General features: G+C 60.3%; 13 protein-coding genes. 9 read left to right on the top strand and 4 right to left on the bottom strand.

Annotated elements, in window-relative coordinates; genetic code table 11:
- Positions 1 to 41: 41 nt before the first annotated feature.
- Both ACJ8KE_RS06840 and manA read right to left on the bottom strand, forming a co-directional pair.
- Entirely contained in the window at positions 42 to 1,574 is a 1,533-nt protein-coding gene (locus ACJ8KE_RS06840; RefSeq protein WP_028128187.1) for a YdgA family protein, read from the bottom strand.
- Positions 1,575 to 1,714: 140 nt separating this feature from the next.
- Positions 1,715 to 2,893 carry a mannose-6-phosphate isomerase gene (gene manA, locus ACJ8KE_RS06835; protein ID WP_049298943.1) on the bottom strand — a complete coding sequence of 393 codons (1,179 nt, stop codon included), beginning with the start codon at positions 2,891 to 2,893 and terminating at the stop codon, positions 1,715 to 1,717.
- Between the two features lie 322 nt (positions 2,894 to 3,215).
- Here manA and ACJ8KE_RS06830 point away from each other — a divergent pair, with 322 nt between their 5' ends.
- The 4 genes from ACJ8KE_RS06830 (at position 3,216) to ACJ8KE_RS06815 (ending at position 6,524) form a co-directional block, all read left to right on the top strand.
- A complete protein-coding gene (locus tag ACJ8KE_RS06830; protein ID WP_228009684.1) occupies positions 3,216 to 3,686 on the top strand; it encodes a hypothetical protein in 471 nt (156 codons plus the stop codon).
- Positions 3,687 to 3,916: 230 nt separating this feature from the next.
- Positions 3,917 to 5,314 (top strand): class II fumarate hydratase, encoded by a 1,398-nt coding sequence (gene fumC, locus ACJ8KE_RS06825; RefSeq protein WP_016927873.1) that lies wholly within the window; start codon positions 3,917 to 3,919, stop codon positions 5,312 to 5,314.
- Between the two features lie 61 nt (positions 5,315 to 5,375).
- Positions 5,376 to 6,065, top strand: a complete 690-nt coding sequence (locus ACJ8KE_RS06820; RefSeq protein ID WP_442517177.1) for a helix-turn-helix transcriptional regulator — start codon at positions 5,376 to 5,378, stop codon at positions 6,063 to 6,065.
- Between the two features lie 90 nt (positions 6,066 to 6,155).
- A complete protein-coding gene (locus tag ACJ8KE_RS06815; RefSeq protein WP_028128189.1) occupies positions 6,156 to 6,524 on the top strand; it encodes a VOC family protein in 369 nt (122 codons plus the stop codon).
- Here ACJ8KE_RS06815 and tus read toward each other — a convergent pair.
- Complete coding sequence (gene tus / locus ACJ8KE_RS06810; RefSeq protein WP_028128190.1) at positions 6,514 to 7,452, bottom strand: DNA replication terminus site-binding protein; 939 nt, start codon at positions 7,450 to 7,452, stop codon at positions 6,514 to 6,516. The genes ACJ8KE_RS06815 and tus overlap by 11 nt on opposite strands.
- A gap of 277 nt (positions 7,453 to 7,729) precedes the next feature.
- Here tus and ACJ8KE_RS06805 point away from each other — a divergent pair, with 277 nt between their 5' ends.
- Both ACJ8KE_RS06805 and ACJ8KE_RS06800 read left to right on the top strand, forming a co-directional pair.
- Positions 7,730 to 9,526 carry a glycoside hydrolase family 3 protein gene (locus tag ACJ8KE_RS06805; RefSeq protein WP_110146956.1) on the top strand — a complete coding sequence of 599 codons (1,797 nt, stop codon included), beginning with the start codon at positions 7,730 to 7,732 and terminating at the stop codon, positions 9,524 to 9,526.
- A gap of 126 nt (positions 9,527 to 9,652) precedes the next feature.
- Positions 9,653 to 10,939: a glycoside hydrolase family 10 protein gene (locus ACJ8KE_RS06800; RefSeq protein ID WP_406948081.1), complete on the top strand. Its 1,287-nt coding sequence runs from the start codon at positions 9,653 to 9,655 to the stop codon at positions 10,937 to 10,939.
- Positions 10,940 to 10,990: 51 nt separating this feature from the next.
- On the opposite strand, the gene ACJ8KE_RS06795 is transcribed toward ACJ8KE_RS06800, so the two are convergent.
- Entirely contained in the window at positions 10,991 to 12,259 is a 1,269-nt protein-coding gene (locus tag ACJ8KE_RS06795) for an MFS transporter (RefSeq protein ID WP_170913122.1), read from the bottom strand.
- A gap of 147 nt (positions 12,260 to 12,406) precedes the next feature.
- Here ACJ8KE_RS06795 and ACJ8KE_RS06790 point away from each other — a divergent pair, with 147 nt between their 5' ends.
- The 3 genes from ACJ8KE_RS06790 to bioD all read left to right on the top strand — a co-directional run bounded on the left by ACJ8KE_RS06790 (position 12,407) and on the right by bioD (position 15,487).
- The gene (locus ACJ8KE_RS06790) at positions 12,407 to 13,297 is read left to right on the top strand and encodes a LysR family transcriptional regulator (protein WP_049298953.1); all 891 of its coding nucleotides are present in this window, start codon (positions 12,407 to 12,409) and stop codon (positions 13,295 to 13,297) included.
- A 159-nt stretch (positions 13,298 to 13,456) separates the two neighbouring features.
- A complete protein-coding gene (gene mlc, locus ACJ8KE_RS06785) occupies positions 13,457 to 14,674 on the top strand; it encodes a sugar metabolism global transcriptional regulator Mlc (protein ID WP_016927865.1) in 1,218 nt (405 codons plus the stop codon).
- A 144-nt stretch (positions 14,675 to 14,818) separates the two neighbouring features.
- A complete protein-coding gene (bioD, locus tag ACJ8KE_RS06780) occupies positions 14,819 to 15,487 on the top strand; it encodes a dethiobiotin synthase (protein WP_004938529.1) in 669 nt (222 codons plus the stop codon).
- The last annotated feature ends 1 nt before the right edge of the window (position 15,488 follow it).

The raw sequence follows: 15,488 nt of genomic DNA, 5'->3' as shown, positions 1-15,488 counted from the left end.
AAAAGGGCCCCGCAGGGGGCCCTTGTTAGGTTTTCAGGCGATTACTGCGCCGGTGCCGGAGCGGGTTCCGCTTCCTGCGCCGGTTCAGCGTCTTCCGCCGGGGCGCCCAGCATGGCGAACTGGCCGATGAACTCCTGCAGCGACATTTTGTTGCCGTTCAGGTCAACCTGGTTGTCAGCGTAATGGAACTGGCTCGCGATCACGCCGTCTTTCTGGGTGGTCAGTTTGAACATCTGGCCCATGGCCGCCAGGCCCTGCACTTGCTGCTGCGCCAGTTTCTGCGCGTCTTCCGCATTATAGCCCTGCAACAAGGCGGTCTTCGCGGTCACTTCGGTGGCCATCGCTTCCGGAATGGTCAGGCTGAGATCCAGCTTTTTAACCGCCTGAGCGATCAGCTGATCCGGCGATTGTGCCGGGGAGGCGGCCTTGCTCGGATCGGTCATCGCCAGATCCAGCGTGAAGATGCTCTCACCCTTGCTGTTTTTCCAGCTCAGCGGGGCGATGCTGAGGCTTGGATTGCCTTTCAGCAGCATCGGCAGGTTCTTTTGCAGCATCTCGGAGGTCTGCTGTTCGTAAACGTCCGGATCCAGGTTCTCGCCCTGCTGCAGCAGCGCCATGGTTTGGCGGTTGTAGCTGTCGGAGAAGTCTTTCAGCGCCTTGCCGTCGACGTTGTCGATTTTCAGCGTCAGTTTACCGGCGCCGAAGTCGTTGCCCTGCACCTTGAGCGCGTCCATGGTGTAGTCGATCTGGCCGCCGATGTTGCTGCTGCCTTGCTCGCCGAACTTGCTCACCAGATTGAAACCGTCCAACGCCACGGTGTCTTTACCGTCGATCGTCAGTTTGAACTGTTTCAGGGTCATCGTCTGATCGCCGAGCTTCACGCCGAACTTGCTTTCGTTGCTGTTGCCTTTCAGGTTGAAGCCCTGGAAGGTGATCTGCTCGTTTTGGCCGAATTCATTCGGGCTGGCGAACACGATAGTGTCGCTATTGGCGTCCAGCGCGAATTTTTTCAGATCGCGGGACACGTCGGCGTCAATGGTGGCGCCGCTGAATTTCAGCGAAGATTTATCCTTCTGGTAGTCCAGTGGGATAAAGTCGATGGTGGACGCGGTATCGCCGCTGTACGAGATGCGCGAATCGGCGGTAAACAGCGATTTGCCTTTGGTGGTTTCAAACAGGCCTTTCACCGCCGGGGTGTTTTCCAGCTCGGTATGCACCGACGCCATGCTCGGCAGCAGGTTGAATTTTTTCAGCTGCGCGAACGGGAACGGACCGTGATCGATGGTTTCCAGGAACGCCACTTCTTCACCGGCTTTCAGCGCCGCGTTTTCGCTGGTATCCGTGCCGTCGGAACGCAGCACATAACGCACTTTGCTGCTGAACAGGCCGCGCTGGTAATTTTCATAGCTCAGCTTGACGCCGGCTTTCGGCAGGTAGGCTTTCAATTGGCCATTGGCGTTGTCGACGACTTCGCCCATGTGCTGCTCGATCTGTTTCCCGGTGTACCAGGATGCCCCGGTCCATGCTGCGCCAAGAACGACAATGACGCTGACAGCGACTAACGATTTTTTCATAGCTCTGTTTCATCCTTTTTTCTTATCACCCTCCGTTGCGTGGGAGGGGCAAATAGGGGCCGCCAAAAAACGCCCGCAGGCGTTTAATTGTGGGGGCAGCTCTCGCTTTCAGCAAGCAATTTGCTGAAATTTATCAACGGTTAGGCCAGTTGGTTATAAACCCGGGCGATGCGGCCGCTGCCGCTGACGTTGACCGGGGATTCGAACGCCCCGATAAAGCAGGATTCGCCCGGTTTGAGCGTCAGGCGTTGCCCGGATTTCTCCAGCGTCGCTTCGCCGGCGACGCAGAACACGATGGCGGCGCTTCGCTGTGCCAGCGCCTGCGGCGCGGCGGTCAAATCGTGCAGTGAGAAGGCGAAATCTTCCACCGGGATCGGGAAGAACAGCTCGTTGCCGCGTTGCTCCGGTTGGGTCAGCAGGCCGGAAGCCGGTTGCGGGCGGAACTGCAGGTTGGCCAGCAGCTCGGGCACGTCGATGAATTTCGGCGTCAGGCCCGCGCGCAGCACGTTATCCGAGTTGGCCATCACCTCCAGCGCCACGCCTTTCAGGTAGGCGTGAGGCGTTTCGGCATACAGGAACATCGCCTCGCCCGGCGCGAGCTGCACCACGTTCAACAGCAGCGGTGAGAACAGACCGCTGTCGTCCGGATAGAAGCCGGCGATGAAGCGCACGGTATCCCAGGGTTCCCCCTGCTGGTTGTTGAGCGCGGCTTTCAGCACGCCGAGCGCCAGCGATTTTTGTTCGCCGCTCATCGTCAACAGGCTGGCGAACAGGGTCGCGAGATGGGCGGTGTCCGGCTGCTGCAGGAAGGCGGCGATGTCGTGGTGCGCGCCGGCGATCGGCTGCAGCAGGGAAACGATATCGGCCAATTCACGAAAACCGTTCATCGCCAGGAACGGCGTCAGGGCGAACACCAGCTCGGGCTTGTGATTAGGATCTTTGTAGTTGCGTTCGGCGGCGCTCAGCGGGATGCCTGCGGCGTTCTCTTTCGCGAAGCCGACCTCGGCCGCCGCTTTGCTCGGGTGGACCTGGATCGACAGCGGCTGATCGGCGCACAGCACTTTAAACAGGAACGGCAACTCGCCAAAACGGCTGGCGACGTTGGCGCCCAGCTGTTTTGGCTGGTCTTCGTCGATCAGATCGCGCAGCGAACGCAGTTCACCGTCGGCGCCCGGCACGCGGGAAGGGCTCTTGGGATGGGCGCCCATCCACAGTTCGGCCATCGGCTGATTATCCGGGTTGGCGATGCCGTAAAGACGGGTCAGCGCATCGTGGCTGCCCCAGGCGTAATGCTGTACCGCGTTGGTCATTTTTTGCATGTCGATAAACGTCCTTAACGTCATTGTCGTACTGGATGACAATAACCTACTGATTTTATACGGTTAACTAAATCTGTGCCGACACCTATCCTACGCCCGCGTCGGCAGGAAAAATCATGGGTGCGATCAAAAAAACGCCGGATAACGTCGCGCCCGGCAACGGGGCCAAAGTATAGCGTGATAACGATCGGCGTCTCAATTGGCGCGCAGGCCTCAAGGCGGCCCGGAAAACCCGCCGATCGATTATTCTTTGGCCCCGCGGAATTATTGCCGATAGCTTGGTCATTCTGCGTCATTATTTATTTTTTCAGCATGTCAAACTATGTCGGCTGAATTTATTTTTTACCGTCTGAGCCATTCCCTTAATTATTATTTTCGCGCTGCGCCGGGCTATCACACGCTGAGCTTAAACCTGCGCGTCAGACCCGTTTACCGTAACGGCCAACACGTCGATTTAACGAAACAAGAGGTCTGTTGCATGAAAAAACTGTTGTTGCTATTGGGGCTTTGCACCGGCGCAACCCAGGCGGCGGTGATTGTCGCCTATCCCTACGCGGCGCCACGCACCGTGGTGATCGCGCCGGCACCGATCGTCGTTACACCCGCGCCGGTCGCGGCTGTGGCGCATCCGCTGGCACTCACCGCCGGTGCGGCGGCGACCGGGGTGTATCGGCATAATGAACGGCAGGACGCCTACGACGAGATCAATCATCTGCAGCAGCAACGGTTCGATGAGCTCAATCATTTACAGGCGCAACGCATCAATAATTTTAATTCGCGTCATCCGCATTAATGGTTATCCACATTTTTATTCTCCAGGCTCATTCCCGGCCGTTTATTTCACCGCGGGTTAACCGGCGGAAAATAACCGCGTCGTTAATGGGTAAAAGAGATGAAACGTGCTGTGAGATAACTCTCTTAATGCGAATAGTTATTATGTCACTATACTGGGAGTGCATGCCGACGGGGGGTAGCGCGTCGGCCTAACCCTACAATTTTAGGAATTATGCTAAGGAGATCATGATGGCAGGCGTTCGTATCGAAAAAGACTCTATGGGCCCCATCGAAGTACCGGCCGACAAGCTGTGGGGCGCGCAAACCCAGCGTTCGTTGGCGCATTTCCGTATTTCCTCCGAAAAGATGCCGACCGCGCTGATCCACGCGCTGGCGTTGACCAAGCGCGCCGCCGCGCAGGTGAACGTGGATCTGGGGCTGCTGCCGGCCGAACGGGGCGCCGCTATCATCAAGGCCGCCGACGAAGTGCTGGCGGATCGCCATGCCGACCAGTTCCCGTTGTCAATCTGGCAAACCGGCTCCGGCACCCAGACCAACATGAACATGAACGAAGTGTTGGCCAACCGCGCCAGCGAGCTGCTGGGCGGCGTGCGCGGTGAAGAGCGCAAGGTGCACCCGAACGACGACGTCAATAAAAGCCAAAGCTCCAACGACGTGTTTCCCACCGCGATGCACGTGGCGGCGGTGATTGCGCTGCGCGAGCACCTGATCCCCGAGCTGAAAGTGCTGCACAAGACGCTGAGCGACAAGGCCGAAGCCTACCGCGACATCGTCAAAATCGGCCGCACCCATCTGCAGGACGCCACGCCGCTGACCCTGGGGCAGGAGATATCCGGTTGGGCGGCGATGCTGGCGCACAATCTGAAACACATCGAGGACAGTATCCCGCACATTGCCGAGCTGGCGCTGGGCGGCACGGCGGTCGGCACCGGCCTGAACACCCATCCGGAGTACGCGGTGCGCGTCGCTAAAGCGCTGGCGGAATTGACCCATCAGCCGTTCGTCACCGCGCCGAACAAGTTCGAAGCGCTGGCGACCTGCGACGCGCTGGTGCAAGGGCATGGCGCACTGAAAGGGCTGGCGGCTTCGCTGATGAAGATCGCCAACGACGTGCGTTGGCTGGCGTCCGGCCCGCGCTGCGGCATCGGTGAGATTTCGATCCCGGAGAACGAGCCGGGCAGTTCCATCATGCCGGGCAAGGTCAACCCGACCCAGTGCGAAGCGATGACCATGCTGTGCGCGCAGGTGCTGGGCAACGACGTGGCGGTGAACATCGGCGGCGCTTCCGGCAACTTCGAGCTGAACGTGTTCCGCCCGATGGTGATCCACAACTACCTGCAGTCGATTCGCCTGCTGGCCGACGGCATGCAGGGCTTTAACGAGCACTGCGCGGTGGGTATCGAACCGAACCGCGATCGCATCACCCAATTGCTGAATGAATCGCTGATGCTGGTGACGGCGCTCAACACCCACATCGGTTATGACAAAGCGGCGGAAATCGCCAAGAAAGCGCACAAGGAAGGGCTGACGCTGAAAGCCGCGGCGCTGAAGCTCGGCTACCTGACCGAAGCGCAGTTCGACGAGTGGGTGCGGCCGGAAGCGATGGTCGGCAGCATGCAGAAATAATTGATCTGTGAGGCAACCGGGGGCTTACTGAGGTAAGCCCCTTTTTTATGGAGAAATTAAGATGTCGCGCGCACAACGTTTACTCGATCTGATGCAGCTGCTGCGCAGCCACCGTTATCCGGTGGCGGGCCATGCGCTGGCGCAGACGCTGGGCATCAGCATGCGCACCCTGTACCGCGATATCGCCACGCTGCAGCAGCAGGGGGCGGAGATCGCCGGTGAGGCGGGCGTCGGCTATGTGCTGCGCCCCGGCTTTATGCTGCCGCCGTTGATGTTCTCGCCGGCGGAGACTGAAGCGCTGGTGCTGGGGATGCGCTGGGTCAGCCGCCGCGGCGACAGCCAATTGGCGAGCGCGGCGGGCCAGGCGCTGGCCAAGATCGCCGCGGTGCTGCCGCTGGCGCTGCGGGAGGAGCTGGAGGCCAATACGCTGCTTATCGCGCCGGTTCAGGCGCCGCCGGTGGCGGATGAGATGCGGGTGCTGATCCGTGACACCATCCGCCGCGAGCGCAAACTGCATATCGACTACCTCGATCTGGCGGGACAGCGCAGCGAACGCCTGCTTTGGCCCTTTGCGCTGGGCTTTTTCGATCAGTTTCAGATGTTGGTCGCCTGGTGCGAGTTGCGTCAGGCCTTTCGCCATTTTCGCCTCGATCGCATCCAGGCCGCCACGCCGTTGGAACAGCGTTATCCGCGTGGCCGGCGGCGGCTGCTGAAAGAGTGGCGCCTCAGCGAGGGCATAGCGGAGCAATAGCGGCACGCTGCTGCCATAAACTGTCAGTCGCGCGCCTTAGTCTGTGCCTATCGGGAACCGACCGGTTCCCATCATCCAGAGGACAGACCGATGACCCTTCCCAGCATGACCCTGCTTTACGTCGACAACCCGCTCAACAGCGCCGCCTTTTATCAACGTTTATTGGGACAGGCGCCGGTGGAACTTTCGCCCGGCTTCGCCCTGTTCGTACTCAACAACGGCTTCAAGCTGGGGATGTGGGCCAAACAGGGGGTAAAACCCGCCGCCACGTTGACCGGCGGCGGCGGTGAGCTGGGCTTCTTGTGCCAGGATCCGCAAGAGGTCGAGGCGCGCTATAACCAGTGGCGCGAACTCGGGCTGCCTATCGAGCAAACGCCGACCGAGATGGAATTCGGTTACACCTTCGTGGCGCGGGATCCGGACGGCCATCGCCTGCGGGTATATGCCCTCAGCGAGTAGCGTCGTCGGCATACAGGTGCAAGCGCGGCACCAGCAGCCGCAACGGCCTGGCGTCGGGTTTGTAACGGTGTTTCACCGCGTCGGCGTCGTAGTTGAGCAGCTCGCCAATCTTCGGCACCGCAGCGCCGTTTTCAACCTGACACAGGGCGATCAGCGGCAGCGGGCAGGGGTGTTGCACCTGTTTTTGCTGCTGCTGATACCACACCCGGGCGATCGGCTGCACTTTTACCGGCCGCTTGATTTTCAGCGTCGCATGCTGCGGCAGGCGGCTGACGTCGTCTATTTCGCGGCTGACCAGGGCGGCCCACTGTTCACGGCTGTGCGGCGGCACCGCGCGGCCGGCTTTCAGGCTTTTCTCCAGCTGCGCCAGAATGTCGTCCCGCTTGACGTTTTTGATGATGTGCTTGTTGGCCCAGCCGAAGCGCACGGAGTCGGGATTGGTCAGGGCGGTGAGGGTGCGGTAGGCGCTGAGGGTAATCAGCCCGTGCAGATGGGTGTGCACGAACTCGAAACGCTGCTCCGGCGCCAGACCGGAATCGACGGTGATAATCTGCTCCAGTTCGCTCTTCAGGCGGTTGATCAGCGCCAACTGCGTCTGCAACGTCTGATATTCCGGTTGCTCCACCGCCAGACAGATGACGCCGGGCAGGCGCACGGCGGCCTTGCTGCTGACATTCTCCCGGTTATGGTGGATGAACAACCGTTGATAGTGTTCCAGCGCCAGATCGCGCGCCGCTTGCCCCACATGCTGCTCGACCGCGATATGCGAAATCGCCTGATGTTCCTGGCCTTTTTCAACCTCCGGCAGGCTGAACACCCGCGCCGCCAGCAACCGCAGCGGGGCGATCTGCTGCTGCAACGCGCTGAGCGCCTGCTCCAGCTCGTTAAAGCAGGCGTTCATTCGGCCAATCACATCGTATCTGCTCATCGCTCACTCCCATATTAGTTACAACATACTATAGAAGAGCGGCCGACTGGGGGCAACATCGGCAATGGGGCAATACTCGGCTAAACTGCCCGCCCAGCTTGCCAGGGGAAATAGGGCGGGCAGCAGGGGGAATTCTCTCGCTCGTTTATTTTTTGTTTAGTCCATTTCTTGTTTGCCGTTGTCCAATCGCTGGAACAAACAGAATGGCAGGACGCTATGAGCTCCTCGGGTTATCTTTTCTTCTGTCATTAACGGGTGCTTTAAACGGAGGTTTACGGTGGATATTAAACAGAAAGTCAAAAACATGACGCTGGAAGAGAAGATCGGGCAAAAAATCATGCTGGATTTTCGCTACTGGGATCAGAACGGTAGCAGCAATCAGGATATGACCGTTCCCGATGCAGCCATTGGCAAGCTGATCACCGATAACCACATAGGTGGGGTGATCCTGTTTGCCAATAATCTGAAAGACAAGCAGCAGATCAAAACGCTGACGGCCTGGTATGCCGCGATGAAAACGCACGCCGGCGTTCGTTTGTTTATTGGTACGGATAACGAAGGCGGTAACGTTTTCCGGCTGCCGCGCGGCGACTACGCCTCATTCCCCGGCAATATGGCGCTGGCGGCGGCGATTGAGGGCGGCGCGGATAAACAGCTCGCCGTTGAACAGGGCAAACTGATGGCTCAGGATATGCGCGCGTTGCATATCAATACCAACTTTGCCCCGGTCGTGGATGTCAACACCAACCCGTTCAACCCGGTGATTAACGTTCGCGCCTTCAGCGATGATAAGAACACCGTTGCCCGCCTGGCCGAGAAAATGGTGGCGGGGATGAAGCAGCAAGGGCTGATCACCGCGTACAAACACTTCCCCGGCCATGGCAGCACCTCCACCGATTCGCATACCGGTTTGCCGCGCGTCGATCGTACGCGGGAAGAGGCCTTTGCCATCGATATCGCGCCTTACAAGCAGGCCATTGACCGCTGCGTGGCGCCGGACATGGTGATGACTGCGCATATTCAGTACCCCGCACTGGATAACAGCCAGATCGACACCCGCAACGGTGATAAAATCACGGTGCCGGCCACCATGTCGCGCGAAATCCAGACCCAGATCCTGCGCAATGAGCTGGGTTATGCCGGCGTAACGATTTCAGACGCGCTGGATATGGGCGCGATTGCCGAGCATTTCAGTCAGCAAGCGGCGGCTGAAAACGTCTTTACCGCCGGGGTGGATATCGCCCTGATGCCTGTCAGCATCGCCTCGCCGGCGCAGGCGAGCCTGCTGCCCGAGCTTATCCGCTACATTGCGGAGCGGGTGAAAACCGGGCATCTCAGCGAGGCTGATATCGATGCCTCGGTCGAGCGCATTTTGCGCCTGAAATTACGCCATGGCCTGATGGGCCATAGCGATAAACCTTGTTCCAACGACGTTGCGTCGTCAGCGCACAAGCTGGAAAAGCGCATCGCCGATCGTTCCATTACCGTGGTTATCAACCGTCAATGTCTGCTGCCGCTAAAGGACAAGGCGCTGCGCTACTTTATTCTGACGCCGTGGGGCGAGCAGGCCAACGGCATTGCGAACGTGATGGCGCAGGAGGGCTATCAGAACGTCGTGGCCGCGAAGGAAACGGAACTGAGCGACGCCCAGGTCAGGGAACATATTGCCGGCTGCGACGTGTTCTTGCTCGGAACCCTCTCAACCCGCTTTACGCCTGCCGAGCAGGATGGGGTCGTGACCTCCGCAACCGGGGCGGCTAATGATACCAGTCCTTATCCGGGCTGGCTGAAATACGCCGCCGAGCAGGGGAGAAAGCGCGTTCATCTCTCACTGCGCGCACCTTACGATATCGTGAACTATGCCGCAGAGGTGGAGGCGGCTGTCGCTACCTATTCCTATTACGGCTATGACGGCGGGGTATGGCGCGGCCACTCGATGGTATCGCTGGCGCAGGTGCTGACGGGGAAAATCACCCCGCAGGGCAAACTGCCGGTCAACACCTGGCATGACTACGATGTGGAAACCAACACGGGAAAAATCGCATTCCCTCGTGGGACGGGGCTGAGCTGGTAATGGGACAAGTACCGGCGTCGTCAGAAAGGGCGGCGCCGGCAGCTTGCTAGCGTTGAGAAAGCGGGCGGTTTCTTGCTCCGCACGCCGCGACATGGGATAACCGTCACTCACGGAAGGAGAATACTGATGCCGACAGGCGCAACAAAATTAGGCGGATGGCTGTTGATGGCCGCCATGCTGGGCGTGGGCGGATGCGCCAAGCCCCCCGAACCGGAGAAGCCCTCGCGGCCGACACCGCCGGTTACACCGATGCGGGGCATCTGGCTGTCCACGGTCATTGGATTGGACTGGCCGCCGGCGGCCTCGCTGAAAGCGGAATCCCCGCAAGAGCGGGCGCGCCTGCAGAAGCAGGGGCTGACGGACGCGCTGGACGACATGGTGAAAACCGGGATTAACACGGTGTATTTTCAGGTTAAACCGGACGGAACGGCCCTGTGGCGTTCTGACATCTTGCCCTGGTCGGAGGTATTGACCGGCACCGTGGGCCAGGATCCCGGTTATGATCCGCTGGCCTTTATGCTGACAGAAGCGCACCGGCGCGGCATCAAGGTCCACGCCTGGCTGAACCCTTATCGGGTTTCCATGAATACCCGACAGCAAACGATAGATGCACTTAATCATACGCTGCAGTCGCCGCCGGCCAGCGTCTATGCGCTGCATCCCGACTGGATCCGCACTGCCAGCGATCGCTTCGTGCTCGATCCTGGTCTGCCCGACGTGCGCAACTGGATCACCGGCGTGGTGGCTGAAGTTGTCAAAAACTATGATGTCGACGGCATTCAGTTTGACGATTATTTCTATTACGAAACGCCGCAATCGCCGCTGGATGATGAAAGGACGTATCGCGAATACGGCCAAGGGTTTGCAGACAAAGCCGCCTGGCGAAGAGACAATACGCTGCAATTGATAAAACAGGTTTCCGCCACCGTCAAAGCGTTGAAGCCCGCAGTCGCGTTTGGCGTCAGCCCGGCGGGCGTATGGCGAAACCAAGCGGACGATCCTGCCGGCTCGGCGACGCGGGCCGGCGCGCCGTCGTACGATACGGCCTATGCCGATACGCGCCAGTGGGTCAAGCTGGGGCTGCTCGACTACATCGCACCGCAGCTGTATTGGCCTTTTGATCGTGAAATTGTCCGCTACGACGTGCTGGCCAACTGGTGGGCCGAGGTGGTGAAAGGCACGCCGGTTCGGCTTTATGCCGGGGTGGCGCTGTATAAAGTGGGTACGCCATCGGCCAGCGAGCCGGCCTGGACCGTCGACGGCGGCGTCCCCGAGCTGAAAAGGCAGTTGGATCTCAACGAGTGCCTGCCGGGGATGGGGGGAACCATCCTGTTCCGGCAACGTTATCTGACCGAGCCGCAAACGGATAAGGCCGTGAACTACCTGCGCACCCGCTGGAAAACCGGTCAATAATCACAGGCTCCGGCATGACGAGCCGCGGCAAGTCGCCGCGGCTTTTTCTTTTCAGAGACGGGCCGCTTCCGGCAGGCGTTTCAGGTAATGCACCACCAGCAGCGCCAGCAACAGCATCAGGCTGATGAACGCCGCCACGCCATTCCAGCCGAAGCTGTGCCAGAACACGCCGCCGAGGGTGCCGGCCACGCTGGAGCCGACGTAATAGCAGAACAGGTACAGCGACGACGCCTGGCCTTTGGCGCGGCGCGCGCGGCGGCCAATCCAGCTGCTGGCCACCGAGTGGGCGGCGAAGAAACCGGCGGTGAACAGCATCATGCCGATAAAGATCGCCGGCACCTGCGGCAGCGCGGTAATCAGGATCCCGATCAGCATAATCACGATCGACGCCAGCAGCACCGGGCCACGTCCGAAGCGTGAGGTGAGCGCGCCGGCCTTGGGCGAGCTGTAGGAACCGGTGAGGTACACCACCGACAGCAGGCCGACCACCGCCTGGCTCAGGTGGTAAGGATCCGCCAGCAGGCGATAACCGATGTAGTTGAACAGGGTGACGAAGCTGCCCATCAGCAGGAAACCCTCCGCGAACAGCAGCGGCAGCCCCTTATCGTGCCAATGCAGTTTGAAGTTGATCAGCAGGGTGCGGGGGCGCAGCGAGCTGGCGCGAAAATGCCGCGAGGCAGGCAGGATACGCCAGAACATGCAGGCGGCGGCGAGGGCGAACAGGCCGATGACGCCAAGTGATACGCGCCAGGAAAAGAAATCGGTCAACACCCCGGTCACCAGGCGGCCGCTCATGCCGCCGATCGAGTTGCCGCTGATATACAGCCCCATCGAGAAGGCGACGAAGCTCGGATGGATCTCTTCGCTGAGGTAGGTCATGCCGACCGCCGCCACGCCGCTCAGCGACAGGCCGATCAGCGCGCGCATCAGCAAAATGCCGTGCCAGCTGGTCATAAAGGCGCAAATCAGCGTGCAAACCGCCGCCAGCAGCAGCGCCACCACCATCACCGACTTGCGGCCGATGGCGTCGGACAACGGCCCGGTAAACATCAGGCCGATCGCCAGCAGGCCGGTGGAGACCGAAAGCGACAGGCTGCTTTCCGCCGGCGAGACGCCGAAATCTTGCGACAGCACCGGCAGGATCGGCTGCACGCAGTAGAGCAGCGCGAAGGTCGCCAGCCCGGCGGAAAACAGCGCCAGCGTCACGCGCATAAACTGCGGCGTGCCGCGTTCGATATAGGGGAGTTTGTTGTTGAGGGTGGAGCGTTTTACTTTTGGCGCAGCGGCCGCGTCATCGTTGGCGGCCAGCGTCGACGGCATCGCGGCCGCAGAACGCACAGGGGTTGTCACAGCGTTTCCTTACCGAACTTCGGGGAGATAAACAGACAGGTTACAGATAACAAAATGATAGGGAGCGGCGATTTTTTTGTCTAATATATTAATAATTCAAATTAAGACGTTTTAAATATGAATATCGAACTGAGACACCTGCGTTACTTTATCGCCGTGGCGGAAGAGCTGCATTTTGGCCGCGCCGCCGAGCGGTTGCGCATCTCCCAGCCGCCGCTCAGCCAGCAAATTCAGGCGCTGGAAGAGATGGTCGGCGCGCGCTTGCTGGCGCGCAACAACCGCAACGTCAGCTTGACGCAGGCCGGGGAGATGTTCCTCAAAGAAGCCTATCAGGTGCTCGATCAGGTCGGGCGCGCGGCGGAAAAGGCGGCGCGCCTGGATCGCGGCGAACTGGGGGAAATGACCATCGGCTTTACTTCTTCCGCGCCCTTTATCGGCGTGGTGGCGCGCAGCCTGCGCGCCTTTCGCCAGCAGTCCCCGCAGGTGCACATCAAGATGCGCGAAATCAACACCAAACAGCAGATCGAACCGCTGCTGAACGGTGAGCTGGATCTGGGAGTGATGCGCAATACGCGGCTGCCGGAGGCGCTACACTATCAGCTGCTGCTGCGTGAGCCGCTGGTGGCGGTGGTGCCGGAAGGGCATCCGCTGGCGGAAACGCCCGGCGGCGCGCTGCGGTTTCAACACTTGGCGCGGGAACCGTTCGTGTTCTTCTCGCGCGAAGTGGGCACCGCGCTGTACGACGAAATTCTGCTGCTGCTCGGCAAAGCCGGCATTACCCCGTATATCACCCAGGAAGTGGGGGAAGCGATGACCATCATCGGGCTGGTCTCCGCCGGATTGGGCGTCTCGATTCTGCCGGCGTCTTTCGCCCGGGTGCGGGTGGACGGCGTGCGCTATTTGCCGCTGGCGGAGCCGGACGCCACCACCGAAGTGTGGCTGGTGCATCACCGCCGCCGGCCGCTGACCGCTGCCGCGCAGGCGCTGATGGCGTTGATGCTGAAATGACGTTGAACTTGGGCAAATAAAAATCAATTCACGCTGAAATTGCGAGGAATTTGTGCAGCAAATCACATAACTAATCAAATAGTTGACGCTGTATGACAAAAGCCCCACCATAACCCCTAGTCTTTATTTAGAAGCGCGAAAAATAGTAGGAGCAGGTTTGTGATTGCGGTTGGGCAGCCTGGGCATATCGATCAAATCAAGCAGACCAATGCGGGGGCGGTTTATCGGCTAATCGATCAGCTGGGCCCGATTTCGCGTATCGAACTGTCAAAACGCGCGCAGCTGGCGCCCGCCAGCATCACCAAGATCGTGCGCGAACTGCTGGAAGCCCATCTGGTCAAGGAAACCGAGTACCAGGAAATCGGCAGCCGGGGCCGCCCGGCGGTGGGGCTGGTGCTGGACACCGAGGCCTGGCATTACCTGTCCGCCCGTATCAGCCGCGGCAGCATCACGCTGGCGCTGCGCGATCTCAGCAGTAAACTGGTGGTGGAGGAGCAGCTGCCGCTGGCGGCCGAACACCCCGAACCGCTGCTGAAACGCATCCTGACCGAAGTCGACCAATTCTTTATCCGCCACCAAAGCAAGCTGGAGCGGCTGACGGCGATCGCCATTACGCTGCCGGGCATGATCGACGTGCAGTCCGGCGTGGTGCACCGCATGCCGTTTTACGACGTGCTGGAGATGCCGCTCGGCCCGGCGCTGGAAACCCGCACCGGTCTGCCGGTTTACCTGCAGCACGACATCAGCGCCTGGACCATGGCCGAGGCGCTATATGGCGCCTCGCGCGGCAGCCAGAACGTGATTCAGGTGGTGATCGACCACAACGTCGGCGCCGGCGTGATCACCGGCGGCCACGTGCTGCACGCCGGCAGCCACAGCGTGGTGGAGATCGGCCACACCCAGGTCGATCCCTACGGCAAACGCTGCTACTGCGGCAACCACGGCTGTCTCGAAACCGTGGCCAGCATCGAGAACATGCTGGAGATCGCCCAGCAGCGGCTGAGCGGCTCGATGAGCTCCAGCCTGCACGGCGCGCCGCTGACCGTCGAATCGCTGTGCGACGCCGCGCTGGCGGGCGATCAGCTGGCGCGGGACATCATTCTCGGCGTCGGTCACAGCGTGGGGCGCATTCTGGCTATCATGGTCAACCTGTTCAATCCGGAGAAGATCCTGGTGGGCTCGCCGCTCAACCGCGCGGCGGAGATATTGCACCCGGCCATCGTCTCCTGCATTCGCCAGCAGGCGCTGCCGGCCTACAGCGAGCAGGTCAAGGTCGAATCCACGCAGTTCTTCAATCAGGGCACCATGCCCGGCGCGGCGCTGGTGAAAGAGGCGCTGTACAATGGTTCATTGCTGGTGCAACTGCTGCAAGGCTAACATCAGAACTTCTTATTAATCCTGCAAAAGATTGAGCTACCTCAAGCCCCTACGCGGCAGCATCCCCTAGAATTTTTCCGAAAGACTTCTTCGCCGCCGGTGCGGCGATACATTGTTAACGGGGCATTCTGGGGCATTTTATTCATGTTGAAGCGTTTATTTGTGACAGGCACGGATACCGACGTCGGTAAAACCGTGGTTTCCCGCGGGTTGATGCAGGCGCTGGCCGCCGAAGGCCGTTCGGTGGCCGGCTACAAGCCGATCGCCGCGCGCTGCCAGGAAACCAGCGAGGGCATCCGCAATAAAGACGCTTTGGTATTGCAGGCATCTTCAACCCTGCCGCTGTCCTACGAGGAGATCAATCCCATCACCTGCCTGGATGAGGTGTTTCACGCGCATGCGACCGAGGACATCAACTATGGCGTGATGAGCAGCGGTCTGCGGGATCTGTCCGCCAAAGCCGATACGGTGGTGGTGGAAGGCAGCGGCGGTTGGCGGGTGCTGATGAACGATCTGCGGCCTTACGCCGAGTGGGTGGTGCAGGAACAGCTGCCGGTGGTGCTGGTGGTGGGCATCAAGCTGGGCTGCGTCAGCCACGCGTTGCTGACCGCACAGTCGATTATCAACGACGGCCTGCCGTTGCTGGGCTGGGTCGCCAACCGCATCAACCCGGGGTTGGCGCACTATGCCGAAACCATCGCGGCGCTGCAGCAGCGCATTTCCGCGCCGCTGCTGGGTGAGATCCCGTATCTGCCGCGCGCGGAGCAGCGTGAACTGGCGCACTACCTCGACATTTCCACGCTGCTGCGCTAGC

The organism is Serratia sp. CY56464 (assembly GCF_052168435.1).
GTDB classification, from domain to species: domain Bacteria; phylum Pseudomonadota; class Gammaproteobacteria; order Enterobacterales; family Enterobacteriaceae; genus Serratia; species Serratia marcescens.
The sequence above is the reverse complement of the archived record's forward strand: the minus strand, read 5'-3'. Positions and strand labels throughout refer to the sequence as shown.